General features: G+C 38.5%; 18 protein-coding genes. 16 read left to right on the plus strand and 2 right to left on the minus strand.

Annotated features, from left to right (window positions below; genetic code table 11):
• Positions 1–6: 6 nt before the first annotated feature.
• From BZK24_RS00895 to BZK24_RS00935, 9 genes are all read left to right on the plus strand, one after another.
• A complete protein-coding gene (locus BZK24_RS00895; RefSeq protein WP_077656290.1) occupies positions 7–1,140 on the plus strand; it encodes an ABC transporter permease in 1,134 nt (377 codons plus the stop codon).
• Positions 1,140–1,925 (plus strand): ABC transporter ATP-binding protein, encoded by a 786-nt coding sequence (locus BZK24_RS00900; protein WP_077656291.1) that lies wholly within the window; start codon positions 1,140–1,142, stop codon positions 1,923–1,925. Before BZK24_RS00895 ends, BZK24_RS00900 begins: the two co-directional genes overlap by 1 nt.
• The gene (locus BZK24_RS00905) at positions 1,910–2,725 is read left to right on the plus strand and encodes an MlaD family protein (protein WP_000439506.1); all 816 of its coding nucleotides are present in this window, start codon (positions 1,910–1,912) and stop codon (positions 2,723–2,725) included. Before BZK24_RS00900 ends, BZK24_RS00905 begins: the two co-directional genes overlap by 16 nt.
• A gap of 2 nt (positions 2,726–2,727) precedes the next feature.
• Complete coding sequence (locus BZK24_RS00910; protein ID WP_077656292.1) at positions 2,728–3,411, plus strand: hypothetical protein; 684 nt, start codon at positions 2,728–2,730, stop codon at positions 3,409–3,411.
• An 11-nt stretch (positions 3,412–3,422) separates the two neighbouring features.
• Positions 3,423–4,010: an META domain-containing protein gene (locus tag BZK24_RS00915; protein WP_171972356.1), complete on the plus strand. Its 588-nt coding sequence runs from the start codon at positions 3,423–3,425 to the stop codon at positions 4,008–4,010.
• A 240-nt stretch (positions 4,011–4,250) separates the two neighbouring features.
• Positions 4,251–4,562 (plus strand): helix-turn-helix domain-containing protein, encoded by a 312-nt coding sequence (locus BZK24_RS00920; RefSeq protein WP_000802610.1) that lies wholly within the window; start codon positions 4,251–4,253, stop codon positions 4,560–4,562.
• Entirely contained in the window at positions 4,562–5,671 is a 1,110-nt protein-coding gene (gene dcm / locus BZK24_RS00925) for a DNA cytosine methyltransferase (protein WP_000921577.1), read from the plus strand. The genes BZK24_RS00920 and dcm (BZK24_RS00925) overlap by 1 nt, the downstream gene beginning before the upstream one ends.
• Positions 5,671–6,624, plus strand: coding sequence for a DNA cytosine methyltransferase (gene dcm / locus BZK24_RS00930; RefSeq protein WP_000861539.1), 954 nt, complete (start codon positions 5,671–5,673; stop codon positions 6,622–6,624). Before dcm (BZK24_RS00925) ends, dcm (BZK24_RS00930) begins: the two co-directional genes overlap by 1 nt.
• A gap of 2 nt (positions 6,625–6,626) precedes the next feature.
• On the plus strand, positions 6,627–7,889 hold the full coding sequence (locus tag BZK24_RS00935; protein ID WP_077656293.1) for an HNH endonuclease signature motif containing protein: 1,263 nt from the start codon (positions 6,627–6,629) through the stop codon (positions 7,887–7,889).
• 99 nt (positions 7,890–7,988) lie between these two features.
• Here BZK24_RS00935 and BZK24_RS00940 read toward each other — a convergent pair whose 3' ends face one another.
• Positions 7,989–9,041 (minus strand): cytochrome-c peroxidase, encoded by a 1,053-nt coding sequence (locus BZK24_RS00940; protein ID WP_077656294.1) that lies wholly within the window; start codon positions 9,039–9,041, stop codon positions 7,989–7,991.
• 148 nt (positions 9,042–9,189) lie between these two features.
• On the opposite strand from BZK24_RS00940, the gene dnaE reads away from it, so the two are divergent.
• From dnaE to BZK24_RS00975, 7 genes are all read left to right on the plus strand, one after another.
• On the plus strand, positions 9,190–12,825 hold the full coding sequence (gene dnaE, locus BZK24_RS00945; protein WP_077656295.1) for a DNA polymerase III subunit alpha: 3,636 nt from the start codon (positions 9,190–9,192) through the stop codon (positions 12,823–12,825).
• Positions 12,807–13,595, plus strand: a complete 789-nt coding sequence (locus BZK24_RS00950) for a pseudouridine synthase (protein ID WP_077656296.1) — start codon at positions 12,807–12,809, stop codon at positions 13,593–13,595. Before dnaE ends, BZK24_RS00950 begins: the two co-directional genes overlap by 19 nt.
• A 55-nt stretch (positions 13,596–13,650) precedes the next feature.
• Positions 13,651–13,965 carry a thioredoxin family protein gene (locus tag BZK24_RS00955; RefSeq protein ID WP_000895155.1) on the plus strand — a complete coding sequence of 105 codons (315 nt, stop codon included), beginning with the start codon at positions 13,651–13,653 and terminating at the stop codon, positions 13,963–13,965.
• Between the two features lie 358 nt (positions 13,966–14,323).
• The gene (lpoB, locus tag BZK24_RS00960) at positions 14,324–14,956 is read left to right on the plus strand and encodes a penicillin-binding protein activator LpoB (RefSeq protein WP_077656297.1); all 633 of its coding nucleotides are present in this window, start codon (positions 14,324–14,326) and stop codon (positions 14,954–14,956) included.
• Between the two features lie 23 nt (positions 14,957–14,979).
• Positions 14,980–15,507 carry an LPP20 family lipoprotein gene (locus BZK24_RS00965; protein ID WP_000795968.1) on the plus strand — a complete coding sequence of 176 codons (528 nt, stop codon included), beginning with the start codon at positions 14,980–14,982 and terminating at the stop codon, positions 15,505–15,507.
• Between the two features lie 7 nt (positions 15,508–15,514).
• Positions 15,515–15,859, plus strand: coding sequence for a hypothetical protein (locus BZK24_RS00970; protein ID WP_001992930.1), 345 nt, complete (start codon positions 15,515–15,517; stop codon positions 15,857–15,859).
• Between the two features lie 8 nt (positions 15,860–15,867).
• Positions 15,868–16,779 (plus strand): LPP20 family lipoprotein, encoded by a 912-nt coding sequence (locus BZK24_RS00975; RefSeq protein ID WP_077656298.1) that lies wholly within the window; start codon positions 15,868–15,870, stop codon positions 16,777–16,779.
• A 598-nt stretch (positions 16,780–17,377) separates the two neighbouring features.
• Here the strand turns inward: BZK24_RS00975 and BZK24_RS00985 are convergent.
• Positions 17,378–19,612: an outer membrane beta-barrel protein gene (locus tag BZK24_RS00985; protein ID WP_077656299.1), complete on the minus strand. Its 2,235-nt coding sequence runs from the start codon at positions 19,610–19,612 to the stop codon at positions 17,378–17,380.
• Between the last annotated feature and the right edge of the window lie 199 nt (positions 19,613–19,811).

Here is a 19,811-nt window from a genome sequence, read left to right on the forward strand (position 1 = left end):
ATTTTAATGAAGACAGAGAAACAAAAATTTTTAGAGATGCGTAAAGATGGGGCGAACTCTGTGCTGATTTTAAGAGGGGATTGGGATTTTAAAACGAGCGTGTTTCGTTTAGATGAGTTGAAAAAAAATTTATTAGATCATCAAGGGCTTTTAAAAATGGATTTTTCAGGGTGCCAAAAAGTGGATTTTGTTTTTGGCATGTTTTTATTTGATTTAATTAAGGAGCGTTCTTTAAACATTGAATTGTGCAACGTGAGCGAGAATAACGCATGCGCTTTGAAAGTGGTTAAAGACTGGCTTGAAAAAGAAGAGGATTTAGAGTCTAAAAAAGCGAGCAAACACTACGAACTCATGATCACTAAATTGGGTAAGAGTCTTGTAGAGACTTATAACACCTTTTTAAACGCGTTCAATTTTTGCGGCATGATTTTATTTTACTTCATTAAAAGCGTTTTCAACCCCAAACGCTTTTGCATCACTCCTTTGCTCTATCATATTAATGAATCCGGGTTTAAGGTTTTGCCGGTGAGTATTTTAACGGTGTTTATCGTGGGGTTTGCCGTTGCTTTACAAGGGGCTTTACAACTACAAGACTTGGGCGCGCCTTTGATGTCGGTGGAAATGACGGCCAAACTCGCTTTAAGAGAGATCGGCCCTTTCATTTTAACCCTTGTGGTGGCCGGGAGGAGCGCGAGCAGTTTTACCGCCCAAATTGGGGTGATGAAGATCACTGAAGAATTGGATGCGATGAAAACCATGGGCTTTAACCCTTTTGAATTTTTAGTGTTGCCTAGGGTGTTAGCCTTAGTGATTGTTTTGCCTTTATTGGTGTTTATCGCTGATGCGTTCGCCATTCTTGGGGGCATGTTTGCGATTAAATACCAATTGGATTTAGGCTTTCCAAGCTATATAGACAGACTGCATGACACAGTGGGTTGGAATCATTTTTTGGTAGGGATTGTCAAAGCCCCTTTTTGGGGGTTTGCGATTGCGATGGTGGGGTGCATGCGCGGGTTTGAAGTCAAGGGGGATACTGAGAGCATTGGGCGCTTGACCACCATTAGCGTCGTGAACGCTTTGTTTTGGATCATTTTCTTAGACGCTATTTTTTCTATTCTCTTTTCTAAGTTGAACATATAATGAACGCTACTAACAATCAAGTCTTAATTGAAGTGAAGGATCTCCATAGTGCTTTTGGAAGCACCATTATTCATAGGGGCGTGAGTTTTAGCGTGCATAAGGGCGAAGTGATGGCGATTTTAGGGGGTTCAGGGAGCGGTAAAAGCACGCTTTTAAGGTGCATGATCTTGCTCAATCGCCCTACAAAGGGGGAAGTGTTGCTTTTTGGGGAAGATATATGGAAACTCAAAGAAAGAGAGCAGCAAAAGATTTTTAACCGCTGTGGGATTTGCTTCCAGTTTGGCGCGCTATATAGCTCTTTAACCGTTTTAGAAAATGTGGGCGTGATGCTAGAGCAATACGGCACTTATTCTAAAAAAATTGTTGAAGAAATTTCTAAAATGTGGATTGAAAGAGTGGGTTTGCCCCCTAGGGCTTACCACCTTTACCCCTATGAATTGAGTGGGGGGATGAAAAAGCGCGTGGGTATAGCTAGGGCTATGGCGACTAATCCGGAAATCTTATTTTTAGATGAGCCAACAAGCGGGCTGGATCCTTATAGTGCAGGCAAATTTGATGAACTGATCATGACACTTAAAGAGAGCTTACAGCTTACGGTGGTGATGATCACGCATGATTTGGACTCCGTGCATGATTGCGTGGATCGATTCATCATGCTCAAAGACGGGCTATTAGAATTTAATGGGGATTTAAAGGATTTTATTAGAAAGGCTCAAACTCAAGGGCTAAATGAAGGCAATTTATTCAATTCAACACGAGGAGAGAAATTTTGGAAAGGCATGTGAATTACACTTTAATCGGCGGGCTCTTCTTTTTATGCTTAGTGTGCATGGTAGGCTTTATTTTATGGCTAGGCCATTTGGGATTAGATGACGGAAAATATTATGAATACGTGGTCTATACGGACAAAGACTTGGGAGGCATTGCGACCAACTCGCCCATTAATTACAAAGGGATTCAAGTGGGTAATGTCATCAAAGTGGGTTTTGCAAAGGATAAAGTGGGGGTGGTCCGTTTGGATTTGATGATTAAATCCAGCGTTAAGATCCGCAAAGACTCCAAAGTGGCGGTTTCTTCTAGAGGGTTTATGGGGTTAAAATTTTTAGCCTTAGAGCAAAGCCACAATGAAGAATTTTATGGTAGTGGCGATAAGGGGGAGCGGATTTTAATCTTTAAAGAAGGGCTTATGGATCGCTTGAGCGGTGATGCTAATCAAGTGGTGCAAGAAGTGATGAAAGCGATTAGGAATGTGAATAGGATTTTAGACGATGAAAATGTGGAAAAATTCAAGCACATTCTCGCTTCAGTAGATGATCTCATCGCTAATTTGGATTCAAGAAAGACTCAATTTGATTCTTTGATCAACAACGCTAACAACCTTGTTTCTAATGTCAATAATGTGGCTTTAGATGTGGATAAACGCGTCAAACAGGGGCAATACGACTTTAAGGCGATGTTTACTCCCTTAATCATGCAAGCGCAGTTGAGCTTAAGAAACATTGATAATTTTGTGGAAAAAGGCTCTGCTTTGATAGATAAATTTGACGCTAACCCCTATAAAACGATTTTTGGAGAAAGGAAATAACCATGAGAGCTACGGCGATAAAAATCTTTTCACTCTCATCAGCATTAGCGTTGTTGCTTCAGGGTTGCTTGAGCATCAATTTAAAACAAATGCTGCCAGAGATCAGAACTTATGATTTGAATGCGAGTTCTTTTGAAATCACGCAATGCCCTAAACCTTTGACTGAAGTGAGGCTCATTAGTATTTTGAGCGCGGATTTATTCAACACTAAAGAGATCGTGTTTAAAGCCAAAGACGGGCAGATCACGCATGGGAAACACCAAAAATGGATAGACTTGCCTCGCAACATGTTAAAAACCATGTTCATGCAAGAAGCGCAAAAAGCATGCTTAGGCGTGGCTTTGCCCCCTTATGGTGCGGGCGCACCAACTTATGCGGTCCGTTTTACGATTTTATCTTTTTCTCTTTTAGAAAAAGAAAATTCTACCTATAGGGCGGAATTTGCGCTAGGCTATGATATTAGCGTGAAAGGCGATTCGCATTCTGGGGTGATCATTAAGCATGAAAATATTTCTAGCCTGGAAAACAAAACGACCAAAACGACTAAAGATAGCAATCAAGATTTTCAAGAAAGCGCGATACAATCTCTCCAACATGTAAGCACGCAAGCGATGCAAGAAGCGATTTCTTTGATTAAAAAAGCGGTTGAAGCGCAAAGCGTAAGCCCGTTAAAAAATAAAACATAAGGAGGAATTGTTTGAATTTGCGATTGGCTGGAGCAAGCGTTTTAACGGCTTGTGTCTTTTCTGGGTGTTTTTTTTTAAAAATGTTTGATAAAAAACTTTCTAGCAATGATTGGCATATCCAAAAAGTAGAAATGAATCATCAAGTGTATGACATTGAAACCATGCTCGCTGATAGCGCTTTTAGAGAGTATGAAGAAGAGCAAGATTCCTCTCTAAATACCGCTTTACCTGAAGATAAAGCAGCACTTGAAGCCAAAGAGCAGGAACAAAAAGAAAAAAGAAAACACTGGTATGAGCTTTTTAGAAAGAAGCCAAAGCCTAAAAGCTCTATGGGAGAGTTTGTGTTTGACCAAAAAGAAAATCGTATTTATGGCAAAGGCTATTGCAACCGGTATTTTGCCAGCTATGTATGGCAGGGCGATAGGCACATTGGGATTGAAGATAGCGGGATTTCAAGAAAAGTGTGTAAAGATGAGCATTTAATGGCGTTTGAATTGGAATTTATGGAGAACTTTAAGGGTAATTTTACGGTAACTAAGGGCAAGGACACGCTCATTTTAGACAACCAAAAAATGAAAATTTATTTGAAAACGCCTTGAATGGGTTTTTGTGCTTTAAAAGATCTCATGGCATGGAAGTTTGGCTCTAATGGAGTGTTAGTTGCAAAATCTAAAAAATGCTTTTAACATTTTTACAATCAACAATTTAAGCATAAACTTACGCTATAATTTTCTCAATTTTTCATCAAGGGATTTTATGCAAGGCTTATTCACTCAAAGTTACCCTCAATCAGCAGTAAAAGGTTGTGTGCGCCATAAAAGAATAAAATAAGAGAAAACTTGAAACCTATCAAATTAAAACAATTAGACACTAAAATGGCTTATTATTTGACTACTAAAGAAGAAGTATTGTTATATCTCAATGAATTGATCCAAAAAGAAAAAACAGATGAATTTTGCACTGCTTTATATCAATTAGTCAAATCTAAAGGCTTTGATAATTTTGCTAAAGAAACGACTTTGAATAGAAGTTGTATTTATAAGGAATTTAAAATTAAGAAAAATCCTTGCACTAAAATATTCTTTTTAGTTTTAAGCTTTCTAGGGTTTCAATTGAGATTAAATGAAGCAAATAGGTTTGTGCTAGTTTAATGCTAAAAGTAGCTAGTGTATTTAGTGGTATAGGAGCGTTTGAATGGGCTTTAAAACGTTTAGATTTAGAACATGAAATTTTATTTGCTTGTGATAATGGGAATATTGATTTAAAAGACTTAGATTATGAAGCAGAATTAAATAAAATCAAAAGTCTTTCTAATATAAAAGAAAAGAGCAATTACACAAATAATCTCTATAAACAACATAGCAGAAAAACTAATTTCGTTAAACAATCTTATTTAGCTAACTATACTATTCAAAATGATTGTTTCTTTCAAGATATTAAATTGCTTGATGGCACAGACTTCACAGATAAAGTGGATATTTTAGTGGGCGGTAGCCCATGTCAGAGCTTTTCAAGTATTGGGAATAAACTAGGATTAGAAGACACTAGAGGCACTTTATTTTACGATTATATTAGAGTGCTAAATGAAATCAAGCCCAAGGTTTTCATTTTTGAAAATGTCTATGGGATGCTAAGGCATGATAAAGGAAAAACTTTTGAAATAATCCAAAAAGCTTTTGAGAGTTTGGATTATCATTATAAGTATGGAATTTTAGATGCGAGAAATTATGGTATTCCACAAGGGCGTAGGCGTTTGTTTTTAGTGGGCTTTAAAGAACAAGAAAAATGCGCTAATTTTACATTCCCTAGTCCTAAAGAACTCGCTATCACTATGCAAGATTTACTGCAAGACAATATTAAAGAGGGGAATTTATTGAGCAAAAACGCTATTTTAGATACCAAGTCCTTTTTGGGTGGGGAATTAGTGGATGAAAAATATTTTCTAAGCGAGAAGCTTCTTAAATACTGCTTGAGTGCAGGCACAAAAAACTTCTATCATGCTGATGCTAAAATTGATTTGCCCATCGCAAGAGCTTTGCTCTCTACTATGGGAAACCACCATCGCTCAAGTGTGAATAATTATGTTACCACTAATGATAGAGTGCGTTCTTTAAGTGTGCGAGAAGCTCATAGGCTTATGGGCTTTGATGATGATTATAAAATTGTTGTTTCTAAAGCTCAAGGATACAAACAAGCAGGCAATTCTATTGTGGTAGATGTCTTAATCGCCTTAATTAAAGAAATCATTAAGGTTATTTGATGAAAGTTGCAAGCTTGTTTAGTGGTATTGGAGGGCTTGATTTAGGTTTTATACAAAATAGCTTTGAAATTGTATGGGCAAATGATTTTGATAAGTATGCAGTAGAGACTTATAAAGCTAATATAGGACAAAATATTGTCTTAGGCGATATTGAAGTTGAAAAAGACCATATTTGTGGGCATGATATTTTAATAGGCGGTTTTCCTTGTCAGCCTTTTTCCACTTTAGGTTCTTTGCAGGGTTTTGAAGATAAGAGAGGGACTTTATTTTTCACTATTTGTGAAATTATTAAAAAATATAGACCCAAAATTGTTGTTTTAGAAAATGTTAAAAACTTAATCAATCACAATAAGGGGGAGAGTTTTAAACGCATCCTTTTTGAATTGAATGAGCTTGACTATCAAGTTAATTACGATATTTTAAATACCCTAGATTTTGGTATCCCCCAACAGCGCAATCGTGTATTCATTGTCGCATTAAGAAAAAATAGTTTTACAAACTTAGAATTTATTTTTCCTGCAAAAATTTCTTGTAAAATGAGTGCTCTAGATTTATTGGACAAACAAGTGGAATTAAAGTATTTCATCTCTCAAAGAATGATTAAAACTATTTTGGGTAGAGGGACAAAAGGCTATATTGTAGAGCCTAGTATAGACACTCCTATTGCAAAAACTCTCACAGCTACTATGCATAAATGCCACAGAGCCAGTCAAGATAACTACTACACGGATTTAAAAAGTTGGGAACGCTATAAAGATAACAATTACTCTACTATTAGGCGTCTAACCCCTAATGAAGCTAGAAAATTACAAGGATTTCCTAGCAATTTCAAACAAGTTGTCTCTGATACTCAAAGCTATAAGCAATTTGGCAATGCAGTCAGTGTGAATGTGAGTTTTGCTCTAGCTAAAGCGATTAAAAAGCATTGTGAATTGTTTTTAAAAAAGGGTTAAAAATGGGTAATTACAAGCAAAAGAAAAATATCTACAGAGTGGAAAATTTTGAGGAAATTCAAGAAATCATTATTGATAAGTCTCAATCTTTATATGATTATATGGATAAATATAAAAGCAGTGAGTATATTCTTTACTATAAAATGTTAAGCCATTCAGATTTGCCCAACTTTGCCAAAATGAAAAATGATGAAAGTTTGGATAAAAATTTGCTCTATTATTTAAGCGCAAAAGAAATGCGAGAGATAGAGCAACGAGAAAATAGAAAGTTTGAAGTTGCTAAACAATCTAATATTGGCATGTCCATAAGATTTTGGAAAGATTTGGATATGCCAGTTCCTAGAGATAGCGTTAAAAAACGCAAAGTTATAGGGGGAGACCACCTTAAAATCAATGACTATGCTAAAGTGTTTTTAGTCAATGATGTTTTAGAAAACTTCCATTTTGACGACACTTTAAAAATCTTTGAAAAACTCCATAAAACTTTTAATCCTAAACAATTTAATGCCAATACCATGTCGTATCAGATCCTTAATAATCAAGATTTTACGCCTATAGAACTCCGTCAAGCTGTGCATGGCATAGGTATGAATCAAGATGTAGAATTTAACAAATTACGACACAACCTATTTAAGAATGATTTATTGTATCTTTTGATAGAAAAAACTCAAACGCAAAAGAATTTATTTATTATGCCTTTTAGAAATCCTTTATTTTTTAGCCTTTTGGGGGTAACTAATTCTAAATGGCAAATCTATCAAGAGCAAAAACTCAAAAGAGAAAATAATCTAATTACTAAAAGCCCCACTCCATTTCAAGAAGAAAAGATACAACGACAACACCAAAACAAATGGCGAGAAGCGTTGGCATTCGAGATGATGAATTATACTACGATAGACAGGTCTGTTTTTTGCCCGTTAACTTATATTGAAGCTGATTTTGATGATATGAAAACTTTATTCAGAGCATCACACATTAAAGGCTATAGCGATTGTGATGAAGAAGAAAAATACGATCTTGATAATGGCTTATTGCTAATCGCTAATGCAGACGCTTTATTTGACAAACATTTTATTACTATTGATGAAAATAAGCAATTAAAATTCTCTTATCTATTGGAAAATAACCACAAACTCAAATCGCAACTTAATCTAAATAATGGCATTTTTAAAGATATATTAAATGATAGAAGAATGCAATATTTAGCGTATCATAGAAAAATTTTTGAGGAAAAAGAACAAGAAAGAAAGACTAAGGAAAGCTGATTATAATAAATTAAGATAATTTAAGGCTTTTCTAGGGCTTAAATTATTTTTGACCCTAGCTTTTTAAATAATCAAGCCCCCTAAAAGGACTTTTTGAAATCAAAAAGAGGGTTTAGGGGTTTTGTCTGTCATTATAGGGAGTTCTGGATAGATTATCTTAGGTTTTTTACCCTTTAAGGCTTCAAAGAAGGTTTCAATCTTTTTCGCTTCTTCATCGCTGATTTCAATGCCTAACTGGATAGAGCCCATTTCTTTAATCGCATCCTTGACATCCCAAAACTGCCCGTTATGGAAATAAGGCATCGTTTCGGTGATATTCCTTAAAGTAGGCACTTTCACAAGCCCGTTTTTATCGCCTTTGAAATCGCCCACATTAGCGAATTTATAAGGTTTGACCACCCCAAAAGGCTGCATCGTCCCCCCAAGATTGATGCCATTATGACACGCCACACAGCCTTTAGAAATGAATAAATCCAGCCCTTCTTTTTCGGCTTTACTGAGCGCTTTAGGATTGTCTCTTAAAAAATCATCGTAACGGCTTGGGGTAATGAGCGTGGCTTCAAACATAGCGATACTATCAGCGATCAATTTAAAATCAATTTTGACTTTAGAGCCATAAGCTTTTCTAAAGAGCTTGACATAGCCTGGTATGGAATTGATTTTTTCTACCACGACTTTAGGATCAGCCCCCATTTCAAAAGAAGATTGGATCGGGCCTTGCGCTTGTTCGTTTAAATGCGTAACCCTACCATCCCAAAACTGCACATCGTTAAACACGGAGTTATACACCGTTGGGGAGCTTAAAAGGTGGGGGTTTTTCTTCCATTGAGAGCCTATGGCGCTTGGGATTAGATCCACCCCGCCTAATCCCAGATTATGGCATGTGTTGCAAGACACAAGATAGGAAGTGGAAATCCTAGGGTCAAAATAGAGCATTTTGCCTAATTCCACTTGAGCGGAGGTCATGATTTCGCTGTTTTTAGCGCCAATGCCCACATCTCTAGTTTTTTTGATCTGGTATTCTTTGAGCGCTTTGCCCATAGGCATGGGTTCTAATTGGCTTTCCTTCGCTTTTTTAATCAAATCCATATCGCTTAAAGCATAAACGCAAGAAAAAGCCAAGCAAACGCCCAATAAAATGGATTTTTTCATGATGAACTCCTAAAATAGTATTAAAAATAAGACAAAACTTTCTTATTATAACCACCATTTTAAAATAATTCACCACTAAACGATCCGATAAAGAGTTTTTTAAAGAGCGATAGGTATAATGGCGTTAAATCCAAATAGGGGTTATACAATGAAAGAGAATAAAGCCTTCACGCATTTGCACTTGCACACAGAATATTCGCTTTTAGACGGGGCGAACAAGATCAAAATTCTAGCCAAACGCGTTAAAGAATTGGGCATGAAAAGCGTGAGCGTAACTGATCATGGGAACATGTTTGGAGCGATTGATTTTTACACGAGCATGAAAAAAGAAGGCATTAAGCCTATTATCGGCATGGAAGCGTATATCCATAATGATGACAACCTCTCTAGCAAAGAAACCAAGCAACGCTTCCATTTGTGCCTATTCGCTAAAAACCAAGAGGGCTATGAAAATTTGATGTTCTTAAGCTCTATGGCGTATTTAGAAGGGTTTTATTATTTTCCGCGCATCAATAAAAAGCTTCTAAGGGAGCATTCTAAAGGCATTATCGCTTCTAGCGCATGCTTGCAAGGGGAAGTCAATTACCATTTAAATACTAATAATGAGAGAAACCGCAAGTATGGGGCTAAAGGCTATGATGAAGCCAAAAGAATCGCTTGCGAATACCAAGAGATTTTTGAAGACGATTTTTATTTAGAAATCATGCGCCATGGCATTTTGGATCAGCGATTCATTGATGAACAAGTCATTAAAATGTCTTTAGAAACAGGGTTAAAAATCATTGCCACCAACGACACCCATTACACCATGCCCAATGACGCTAAGGCTCAAGAAGTGGCGATGTGCGTAGCGATGGGTAAAACCCTAAACGATAAGGGGCGCTTGAAACACTCCGTGCATGAGTTTTACATTAAATCCCCTGAAGAAATGGCAAAGCTCTTTGCAGACATTCCAGAAGCTTTAGAAAACACCCAAGAAATCGCTGATAAATGCGTTTTAGAGATTGATTTAAAAGACGATAAAAAGAACCCCCCAACCCCCCCAAGTTTCAAATTCACTAAAGCTTACGCTAAAGAAGAGGGGCTGAATTTTGAAGATGACGCTTCTTATTTCGCCTATAAGGCCAGAGAGGGCTTGAAAGAGCGCTTAATTTTAGTGCCAAAAGAAAAGCATGATCAATATAAAGAACGCTTAGAAAAAGAAATTGAAGTCATTACGAACATGAAATTCCCGGGGTATATGCTGATTGTGTGGGATTTTATCCGTTACGCTAAAGAAATGGGCATTCCTGTAGGGCCTGGTAGGGGGAGTGCAGCCGGGAGTTTGGTGGCTTTTGCTTTAAAAATCACGGATATTGACCCCTTAAAATACGATTTGCTCTTTGAAAGGTTTTTAAACCCTGAAAGAGTCAGCATGCCTGATATTGATACGGATTTTTGCCAACGCCGGCGTAAGGAAATCATAGAATACATGATTGAAAAATACGGCAAATACAATGTGGCTCAAGTCATCACCTTTAACAAGATGTTGGCTAAAGGCGTGATCAGAGATGTCGCAAGGGTTTTGGACATGCCCTATAAAGAAGCCGATGATTTTGCCAAACTCATTCCTAACCGCTTAGGCATCACGCTTAAGGGTTATGAAAAAAATGGCGAGTTCATAGAGGGGGCGTGGGAATTAGAGCCTAAAATCAAGGAATTGGTGGAGAGCAATGAAGTAGCCAAACAAGTGTGGGAATATTCGCTCAATTTAGAGAATTTGAATCGCAACGCAGGCGTGCATGCCGCAGCCTTAGTGGTGGATAGCCAAAAAGAATTGTGGCACAAAACCCCTTTGTTTGCCTCTGAAAAAACCGGCGGTATCGTTACGCAATATTCCATGAAGTATTTAGAGCCGGTGGATTTGATTAAGTTTGACTTTTTGGGGCTTAAAACCTTGACCGTGATTGATGATGCGCTTAAAATCATTAAAACGCAATATAAGATTGATGTGGATTTTTTATCGTTGGATATGGACGATCCGAAAGTGTATAAAACGATCCAAAGCGGGGATACGGTGGGGATCTTCCAGATTGAATCCGGAATGTTTCAAGGGCTTAACAAACGCTTAAGGCCTTCAAGCTTTGAAGACATTATCGCTATTATCGCGCTAGGGAGACCGGGACCTATGGAATCAGGCATGGTAGATGATTTTGTGAACAGAAAGCATGGCATTGAGCCTATCGCTTATGCGTTTAAAGAACTAGAGCCGATTTTAAAGCCCACTTACGGCACGATCGTCTATCAAGAGCAAGTGATGCAAATCGTGCAAACTATTGGCGGTTTCAGTTTGGGTGAAGCGGATCTCATCCGCCGTGCTATGGGGAAAAAAGACGCTCAAATCATGGCGGACAATAAGGCTAAGTTTGTAGAAGGCGCTAAGAATTTAGGGCATGATGGCCAAAAAGCGGCTAATTTGTGGGATTTGATCGTTAAATTTGCTGGTTATGGTTTCAACAAATCGCATTCAGCCGCTTATGCGATGATCACTTTCCAAACGGCGTATTTAAAGACTTATTACAAGCACGAGTTCATGGCAGCGATGCTCACTAGCGAATCCAATAAGATCGAATCCGTGGCGCGCTATATTGATGAGGTCAGGGCTTTAGAAATTGAAGTGATGCCTCCGCACATCAATTCTTCTATGCAAGATTTCAGCGTGGCGGAGTTTAAAAACCAAAAGGGTGAGCTAGAAAAGAAAATCGTGTTTGGTTTAGGAGCGGTTAAAGGGGTTGGGGGTGAGCCGATTAAAAACATCATTGAAGAAAGGGCTAAAGGGGATTATAAGAGTTTGGAAGATTTTATTTCACGGGTGGATTTTTCTAAACTCACTAAAAAATCTTTAGAGCCATTGGTGAAATCAGGGAGCTTGGACAATTTAGGCTACACTAGAAAAACCATGCTCGCTAACTTGGATTTGATCTGTGATGCGGGGCGCGCTAAAGACAAGGCTAATGAAATGATGCAAGGGGGTAACTCCCTTTTTGGAGCCATGGAAGGCGGAATTAAGGAGCAGGTTGTTTTGGACATGGTTGATTTGGGCGAGCATGACGCTAAAACGCTTTTAGAATGCGAGTATGAAACTTTGGGAATCCATGTTTCAGGCAACCCTTTAGACGAGTTTAAAGAAGAGATTAAGGGCTTTAAAAATTTAGTCAAAAGCATTGATATTGAAGAATTAGAAATCGGATCGCAGGCTTATTTGCTGGGTAAAATCATGGAGGTTAAAAAGAAAATTGGCAAACGAAGCGGTAAGCCTTATGGCACAGCGGACATTTTGGATCGATACGGCAAGTTTGAACTCATGCTGTTTGAAAAGCAATTAAACGCTTTAGAAGAGTTGGATATTAATAAGCCTTTAGTGTTTAAATGCAAGATTGAAGAGCAAGAAGAAGTGGCGCGATTAAGGCTTTTTGAAATCTTGGATTTAGAGAGCGCCAAAGAGATTAAAATCCCTAAAGCCCGCTATAAAGACCCTGACAAGCAAAAAGAAGATGTGCGCGAAATCCCCCCCTTTGAAATACTTGCCTCCAGTTCTTGCTCTTTAGCGATCGTGTTAGAAAACGATGTGAAAAAAGAGTTTTTAAGACAGATCAAAGAGAGCGCTCTAAAACACCAGGGTAAACGCCCCTTGTATTTGATCATCAAAGATAAGGATAAGCAATTCAAAATCCAAAGCGATTTAATGGTAAATGAAAAGATCAAGGACGATTTTAAAGAATTAGAGTGGAGGGATTTAGCTTGAGGATCAACCAGTTTTTAGCCCATTACACCAAGCACTCCAGAAGAGAAGCTGAAAAATTGGTTTTAGAAGGGCGGGTGAAAATCAACCATGAGCATGCCAAACTCGCTAGCGTGGTTAAAGAAAACGACAAGGTGTTTTTAGACAAACGACTCATCAAACCTTTAAAAAACAAAAAATTCAGCGTGCTGGTCTATCACAAGCCAAAGGGCGAGTTAGTGAGCAAAAACGATCCCTTAAAACGGCGCGTGATTTATGAAAGCTTGGAGAAAAAATACGCCCATTTTGCGCCGGTGGGGCGTTTGGATTTTGCGAGCGAGGGGGTGCTATTATTAAGCGATAGTAAGGCGGTGGTGAGCGCTTTAATGCATGCGAATTTAGAAAAAGAGTATCTCATTAAAATTCAAGGCTTTGTTACAAGAGAGATGGAAAACGCCATGCAAGAGGGCTTGAAATTAGAAAACGCTACTAAGGGAGCGCACCAAAAAACCCCCATTAAAAGCATGGAATTTGCCCCCTTTATTGGTTATGAAATCATCAAAAACCATGCCAAATATTCTAAACTGAGAGTCATCATCAATGAGGGGAAAAACAGAGAACTAAGGCGTTTTTTTGCGTTTTTTAACGCTGGAGTGTTGGATTTAAGGCGCGTTCGTTATGGTTTTGTGAATTTGAATGCCTTGCCGGTAGGGAAAATGCGTTTTTTAAACCGCCAAGAATACAACGAACTGCATGCGTTTATGGCTAATAGGGCTAATACTAAAAGGGATTAGCGCTTGAAATATGCTATACTTCGGCGGTTGGGGGAAATAAAAAATAAGGATTATCATGTTAGAAGTGATTAACGGGAAGAATTACGCAGAAAAAACCGCTCATCAAGCGGTAGTGGTTAATGTCGGGGCGAGTTGGTGCCCGGATTGCAGGAAGATTGAGCCGATCATGGAAAATTTAGCCAAAACTTACAAAGGCAAGGTGGAATTTTTTAAGGTTTCTTTTGATGAAAGCCAGGATTTAAAAGAGAGTTTAGGCATCCGCAAGATCCCTACTTTGATTTTTTACAAAAACGCCAAAGAAGTGGGTGAAAGGCTTGTAGAACCTAGCTCTCAAAAACCGATTGAAGACGCTCTAAAAGCGTTATTGTAAAGAGCGTTAAAGAGTCTTGTTATTAAAATAAGAACTCATAGAAATCTTTTTAGCCCCCTTTTTGATAGGGGGGCTAACTTCAAATAGCTTTTATCTTTCTTTATCCTAAAAAATCGTTTTTTATCGTTTTTAAATCAGCATGTTTGTTAAAAAAGTTCCTTTAATTAAGCTAAAAATGAGCGAATTTGTGGTATTAATGCTTGCAGTGTGAAATTTGTAGGGCTAGAACTTGTAAAATGTGAAAAAAAAGACGCATAAAATGCTAAAATCCGCAAAAACACTGTGTGTTTAGATTAGAAGTTTAAAATTAGAAACAGATGTATCTGTTTTAAATTTTGAATAGGGAGTTTCTATCATTATGTTATTGAAAACAAAATTAAAAATTATAAGCTCGGTGATTTTGAGCGCTTTATTGTGGGTGGGTTGCTCAAGCGAAATGGCGACTTATCAAAATGTGAATGATGCCACTAAAAATACGACTGCAAGTATTAACAGCACGGATTTATTGCTAACCGCTAATGCGATGTTAGATTCCATGTTTAGCGACCCTAATTTTGAGCAACTCAAGGGCAAGCATTTGATTGAAGTTTCAGATGTGATTAACGACACCACGCAGCCCAATTTGGACATGAATCTTTTGACGACCGAAATCGCGCGGCAGTTGCGGTTGCGATCTAATGGGAGGTTCAATATCACAAGGGCGAGCGGAGGGAGTGGCATTGCAGCGGATAGCCGAATGGTGAAACAGCGCGAAAAAGAACGAGAGAGCGAAGAGTATAATCAAGACACCACTGTAGAAAAAGGCACTTTAAAAGCTGCTGATTTATCTTTAAGTGGTAAAGTATCCAATATCGCAGCCTCTATTAGTAGTTCTAGGCAGCGCTTGGACTATGACTTCACCCTAAGCCTTACCAACAGGAAAACGGGTGAAGAGGTATGGAGCGATGTTAAGCCTATTGTGAAAAATGCTAGCAATAAGCGTATGTTTTAAATTTATATTTGAAAGGATGAACAATGAAAAATCAAGTTAAAAAAATTTTAGGGATGAGTGTGATAGCAGCGATGGTGATCGTAGGTTGCAGCCATGCCCCAAAATCAGGTATCAGTAAAAGCAATAAGGCTTACAAAGAAGCGACTAAAGGCGCTCCTGATTGGGTAGTAGGGGATTTAGAAAAAGTGGCGAAGTATGAAAAATATTCAGGGGTCTTTTTAGGAAGGGCTGAAGATTTGATCACCAATAATGATGTGGATTATTCTACGAATCAGGCTACAGCGAAGGCTAGGGCTAATTTAGCGGCGAACCTAAAATCCACTTTACAAAAAGATTTGGAAAATGAAAAAACTAGAACGGTAGACGCTTCTGGTAAAAGGTCCATCAGCGGCACTGATACTGAAAAAATTTCTCAATTAGTGGATAAGGAATTGATCGCTTCTAAAATGCTTGCCCGCTATGTTGGTAAAGATAGGGTTTTTGTTTTAGTGGGCTTGGATAAGCAAATTGTGGATAAAGTGCGCGAAGAGTTGGGCATGGTTAAAAAGTAGGGTTTTGATGAAACGCCTTGCTATTGCGCTTGCTTTGGTGTTGGGAGTGGCGTGGGGGAAGTCCTTGCCTAAGTGGGCGAGAGATTGCTCAAAAGGAGTGCAGATTGAAAAGACCCAAACCAAAGATGAAAAATTTTTAGTGTGCGGGATGAGCGATATATTGCTTTCAGATGATATGGATTATAGCTTGTCCTCAGCCAGACAAAACGCCTTAGAGAAAGTGATGGAAGCTTTCAAGGGGGATAAAATAGAGATTAAGGCTAGTGAGCTAAAGGCCACTTTTATTGATACGGATAAAGTTTATGTGCTTCTAAAGATCACTAAGAAGCATGTCGCTTTAACGAATGAGTAAGGATTAATATGAAAAAGATTATTCTTGCATGCCTTATGGCTTTTGTGGGTGCCAATTTAAGCGCAGAGCCTAAGTGGTATAGCAAGGCCTACAACAAAACAAACACCCAAAAAGGCTATCTTTATGGGAGTGGTTCAGCCACTTCTAAAGAAGCTTCTAAACAAAAAGCGTTAGCGGATTTAGTGGCGTCTATTAGCGTGGTGGTTAATTCCCAAATCCATATCCAAAAAAGTCGTGTGGATAATAAGTTAAAATCCAGTGATTCGCAAACGATTAACTTAAAGACCGATGACTTGGAATTGAATAATGTAGAGATTGTCAATCAAGAAGCGCAAAAAGGGATCTACTACACCAGAGTAAGGATTAATCAAAACTTGTTTTTGCAGGGTTTAAGGGATAAGTATAACGCTCTTTATGGGCAGTTTTCCACCTTAATGCCTAAGGTTTGTAAAGGGGTTTTTTTACAGCAATCCAAGAGCATGGGGGATTTATTGGCTAAAGCGATGCCTATAGAAAGGATTTTAAAAGCGTATTCTGTCCCGGTGAGTTCGTTAGAAAATTATGAAAAAATCTATTACCAAAACGCTTTCAAACCTAAAGTGCAAATCACTTTTGATAACAACAGCGATACAGAGATTAAAAACGCTCTCATAAGTGCTTATGCTAGAGTGCTAACCCCTAGCGATGAAGAAAAACTCTATCAAATCAAAAATGAAGTTTTCACAGACAGCGCTAATGGTATCACGCGCATTAGAGTGGTTGTTAGCGCGAGCGATTGTCAAGGCACGCTCGTATTGAATAGAAGCCTTGAAGTGGATGAAAAGAATAAGAATTTTGCTATCACACGCTTGCAATCTTTGCTTTATAAAGAACTGAAAGATTATGCCAATAAAGAAGGGCAGGGCAATACGGGGCTATAAGCAGGGTATTAATCTTGCTTTATGCTTATTCATTCAGTTTTGTAGCGTTATTATTTTGTTTGGCATGGCGTTTTACACCCCTTAAAATAACCCTCTAAAAATTCATGGCTTTTGTTTTTGCCAAATAAACTAAAACACATTATTCAATGCTCTTTATCCCACACACTCACCTTTAACACACCCACTAAAAACTAAAATCCGCAAAAAATAAAATCTTTTTTAAGAGCCTACGCAAGCGAGCTCATTTGAAAAAACCGAATGGTTTTGGGCGTTCAAAATCCTCAAACCCCCTAGCTCACTTATTTGTCCCAAATCCAACGAACATTTTTAAAAGCTAACTCAATTTTAATTTTTGTAACTTCCTAAAAAAGGGCGTTTCAATACGAAAGGAAAAGAAAACAGAGAACAAACAAATGAGACGGAAAAAAGCTTCAACGAGCTTAAAGAAATCACGCAAGCGATACAAGAACAAAAAGAGCGAACACTAACGCTCACGCTTAAAACAGCGCACAAAACAGAACTAAAACCGCCTAGCAATATAACAGACGCTAAAAAGAGCGTTTTGGAGCCAATGGGGAGTTGAAGCCAATTTTAACCCTTAGAAAATCCATCCGTAATTAAAAAACACTTTAAAATGACTGCCCCCTTCATTGAGGGTGATAGAATTGGTGGTTGCGCCATCGCTAGAAACGACCCTAGATTTCAACTGGACTAAAGGAACGCTAATGCCTATAGAATATTTAGAATGCTTGTAGCGGTAATTCAACCCACCGGTCACATTTAAATTACCGCTCCCTTTGTATTGGTTCAACAAATAATAGCTGTTGTATAAGCCCCTTAACCCCCCAAACACCCCAATAGATGAAGTGAAAACCCTCTTGGTTAGATTGTTTTTAGGGTTCTTTTCGTTAGTGTAATTGGTGATGAAATCAAACAGCACATCCATTCCCACGCCATAGCTTAATTGTTGGATTTTTTCGTTGTTGGCTTGAGCGTAGTTGTATTTGATAATGCCATAAGAAGACAACCCTAGATAATCATTAAAATATTTTTGATAGCCCATTTTAAGATTAACGCCTAATAAGGGGGCTCCAAAGGGCCGTGAAGTTTTTGAAGTGCGATAGGTAGTGGCGCTAGATTTAGAAGATGAAAGGCTTTGACTGATCGCGCTAAGCATGGTGGTCGCAAAGTCTTGCGTGTTCAAGCTGGCGTTCAAATAGTTGGTTTGGCTGCTCAAATTAGTAAAATCCACCGGTAGGGCGTTTTGATCAATGAGTTGTTGCCAAACAGCGCTAGTAACGCCTATAAGCCCAGCGGGGACTTGAGAGCAATCGGTATAGATGGAATTAGGATAGCTGCCCGCTGTATAGGGCTTATCTTTAAAACGAGAACACACATCATAGGTAGAGCCATCGGTGTCTCGCACTTCATGCCCGTTGTCAAACACTTGCACTTCTTGCCCATTCACTTGCTCTATTTTCCCGCCCTGACAGCGCTCTTCTGGCCCATTGTTTTCTTCACACATGCGCACTCTTTGATAAGTCATGTTCCCGTTATGCGTATAGCCCAAAGTGTGCCCGTATTCATGGATAATGTCTCTTAATTGCATGATAGCGACTTTATTCAATTCTTTGCCAAACAGTATTTCAGGGTCTAAGAAAGGAGACAATATCCCTAAAGCGCCAAAATTGGTGCCATCATCGCCTGGGCCATTGGGGCCGCCATATTGAGACCCTAGCCCTAAATCCCCTCCTCTTGGGGGCAAGAGATTCACATAAAGATTATTCGTAACTCTATAGCTATAGATAACATCTTGCGGCGTTAATATCACTGATCCTGTTTGCCCGTTTTCTATATTGTATTCATCTCCTTTATTTTTAGCGATCAATTTAGGATCAACAAGCCCGTTGTTGTAAGGATTCACGCATGTAGAATAATTGGAATAACATGGCTTTGACAGGTTGTTATCGCTAAACTGAAAGGGGGCGTTTTTAACGGCATCTTCCCAAGATTTAGAGTCAAACACCGCCATCATGTTCAGCATTAAATTGGTCAAATTTTTAGCGTCTTGAGAGGTGAAAGGCGGCACTTTAGCCACGCAATTTGCTTGGTTTTCGTATGGAGGGCATGGGGGTTTAGAACCACTGCCGTTACCGCTAGAAAATTGGTTGTAATTGATATAAGTCATTTGAAGATTGGTTGTAACCCTACTGAGCTTGTTAAACAGATTCTGCGTGCTGGCATCAGAAAATTTTGTGGTGGTGGTTTGGAGTTGTTGGAAGTCATCAGCGTTAAGTTGCGGATCGTTAAACAAGCTTGCGGGCAGAATGATTTGAGATTGTTTAGGGATAGTCTCTATCACGCCCAAACTGACTGCATTGCCTTGAGCGTCTTTAAAACTCAGCTCAATATTGTTTAAATTATAAGGCAGGAAGTTTTGTATCACGACCACGCTGCTATTGCCATAGCCTGCTATTTCAGCACTTTCTTGGTTATAAGCGGTTACATACACAGGGGTTAAAGAATAAAAGGTTAAGTTGGTGATATTGTCCTCTGCAAACAACTCAGTCGCATTCTTTAAAACGGTGCTTTGGGAGATGTAGTATTTCCCATAGGTGCTTTGAGGGGTAATGGGTTTGGGCTTTGGTTTGGGTTTAGGTTTTTCTTGAGTGGTGGCTATGGTTTGTTCTTGGGTTTGTGTGCCTTGCAATAGCCCGGTTTCAAAGCCGGCTTCTATAAAAAAGCCGTCTTTTTGGTGTTTTTGAAAGGCTTCTACAGCGGTGAATGATCCGATTAGGGACAAACAAATCGTTTTGCTAGCGAGTTTTAACATGAAATCTCCTTAATTGTCTTTTTAACATTTTTACTCAAAAATAGCTTATACATATGTATACATTTTAAACTAGCTCATTTTACCCCTTTTTGAAAAATGGCAGTATGGTTTTTTGTAAAAATGGATATTAAACGGCGCTAATGGGTAAAAAGTCTTAAAAAGCAGCACTAAAAGGGGTTTTAATCCATTCCTTAAACGA

This window comes from Helicobacter pylori, assembly GCF_001998165.1.
GTDB classification, from domain to species: domain Bacteria; phylum Campylobacterota; class Campylobacteria; order Campylobacterales; family Helicobacteraceae; genus Helicobacter; species Helicobacter pylori_DL.

Coding starts and splice junctions, on each gene's coding strand:
- dnaE (WP_077656295.1), top strand. CDS start 9,190: ATGAAAGAGAATAAAGCCTTCACGCATTTGCACTTGCACACAGAATAT.
- BZK24_RS00955 (WP_000895155.1), top strand. CDS start 13,651: ATGTTAGAAGTGATTAACGGGAAGAATTACGCAGAAAAAACCGCTCAT.
- BZK24_RS00935 (WP_077656293.1), top strand. CDS start 6,627: ATGGGTAATTACAAGCAAAAGAAAAATATCTACAGAGTGGAAAATTTT.
- dcm (WP_000861539.1), top strand. CDS start 5,671: ATGAAAGTTGCAAGCTTGTTTAGTGGTATTGGAGGGCTTGATTTAGGT.
- BZK24_RS00965 (WP_000795968.1), top strand. CDS start 14,980: ATGAAAAATCAAGTTAAAAAAATTTTAGGGATGAGTGTGATAGCAGCG.
- BZK24_RS00940 (WP_077656294.1), bottom strand. CDS start 9,041: ATGAAAAAATCCATTTTATTGGGCGTTTGCTTGGCTTTTTCTTGCGTT.
- dcm (WP_000921577.1), top strand. CDS start 4,562: ATGCTAAAAGTAGCTAGTGTATTTAGTGGTATAGGAGCGTTTGAATGG.
- BZK24_RS00985 (WP_077656299.1), bottom strand. CDS start 19,612: ATGTTAAAACTCGCTAGCAAAACGATTTGTTTGTCCCTAATCGGATCA.
- BZK24_RS00970 (WP_001992930.1), top strand. CDS start 15,515: ATGAAACGCCTTGCTATTGCGCTTGCTTTGGTGTTGGGAGTGGCGTGG.
- BZK24_RS00910 (WP_077656292.1), top strand. CDS start 2,728: ATGAGAGCTACGGCGATAAAAATCTTTTCACTCTCATCAGCATTAGCG.
- BZK24_RS00895 (WP_077656290.1), top strand. CDS start 7: ATGAAGACAGAGAAACAAAAATTTTTAGAGATGCGTAAAGATGGGGCG.
- BZK24_RS00900 (WP_077656291.1), top strand. CDS start 1,140: ATGAACGCTACTAACAATCAAGTCTTAATTGAAGTGAAGGATCTCCAT.
- BZK24_RS00975 (WP_077656298.1), top strand. CDS start 15,868: ATGAAAAAGATTATTCTTGCATGCCTTATGGCTTTTGTGGGTGCCAAT.
- lpoB (WP_077656297.1), top strand. CDS start 14,324: ATGTTATTGAAAACAAAATTAAAAATTATAAGCTCGGTGATTTTGAGC.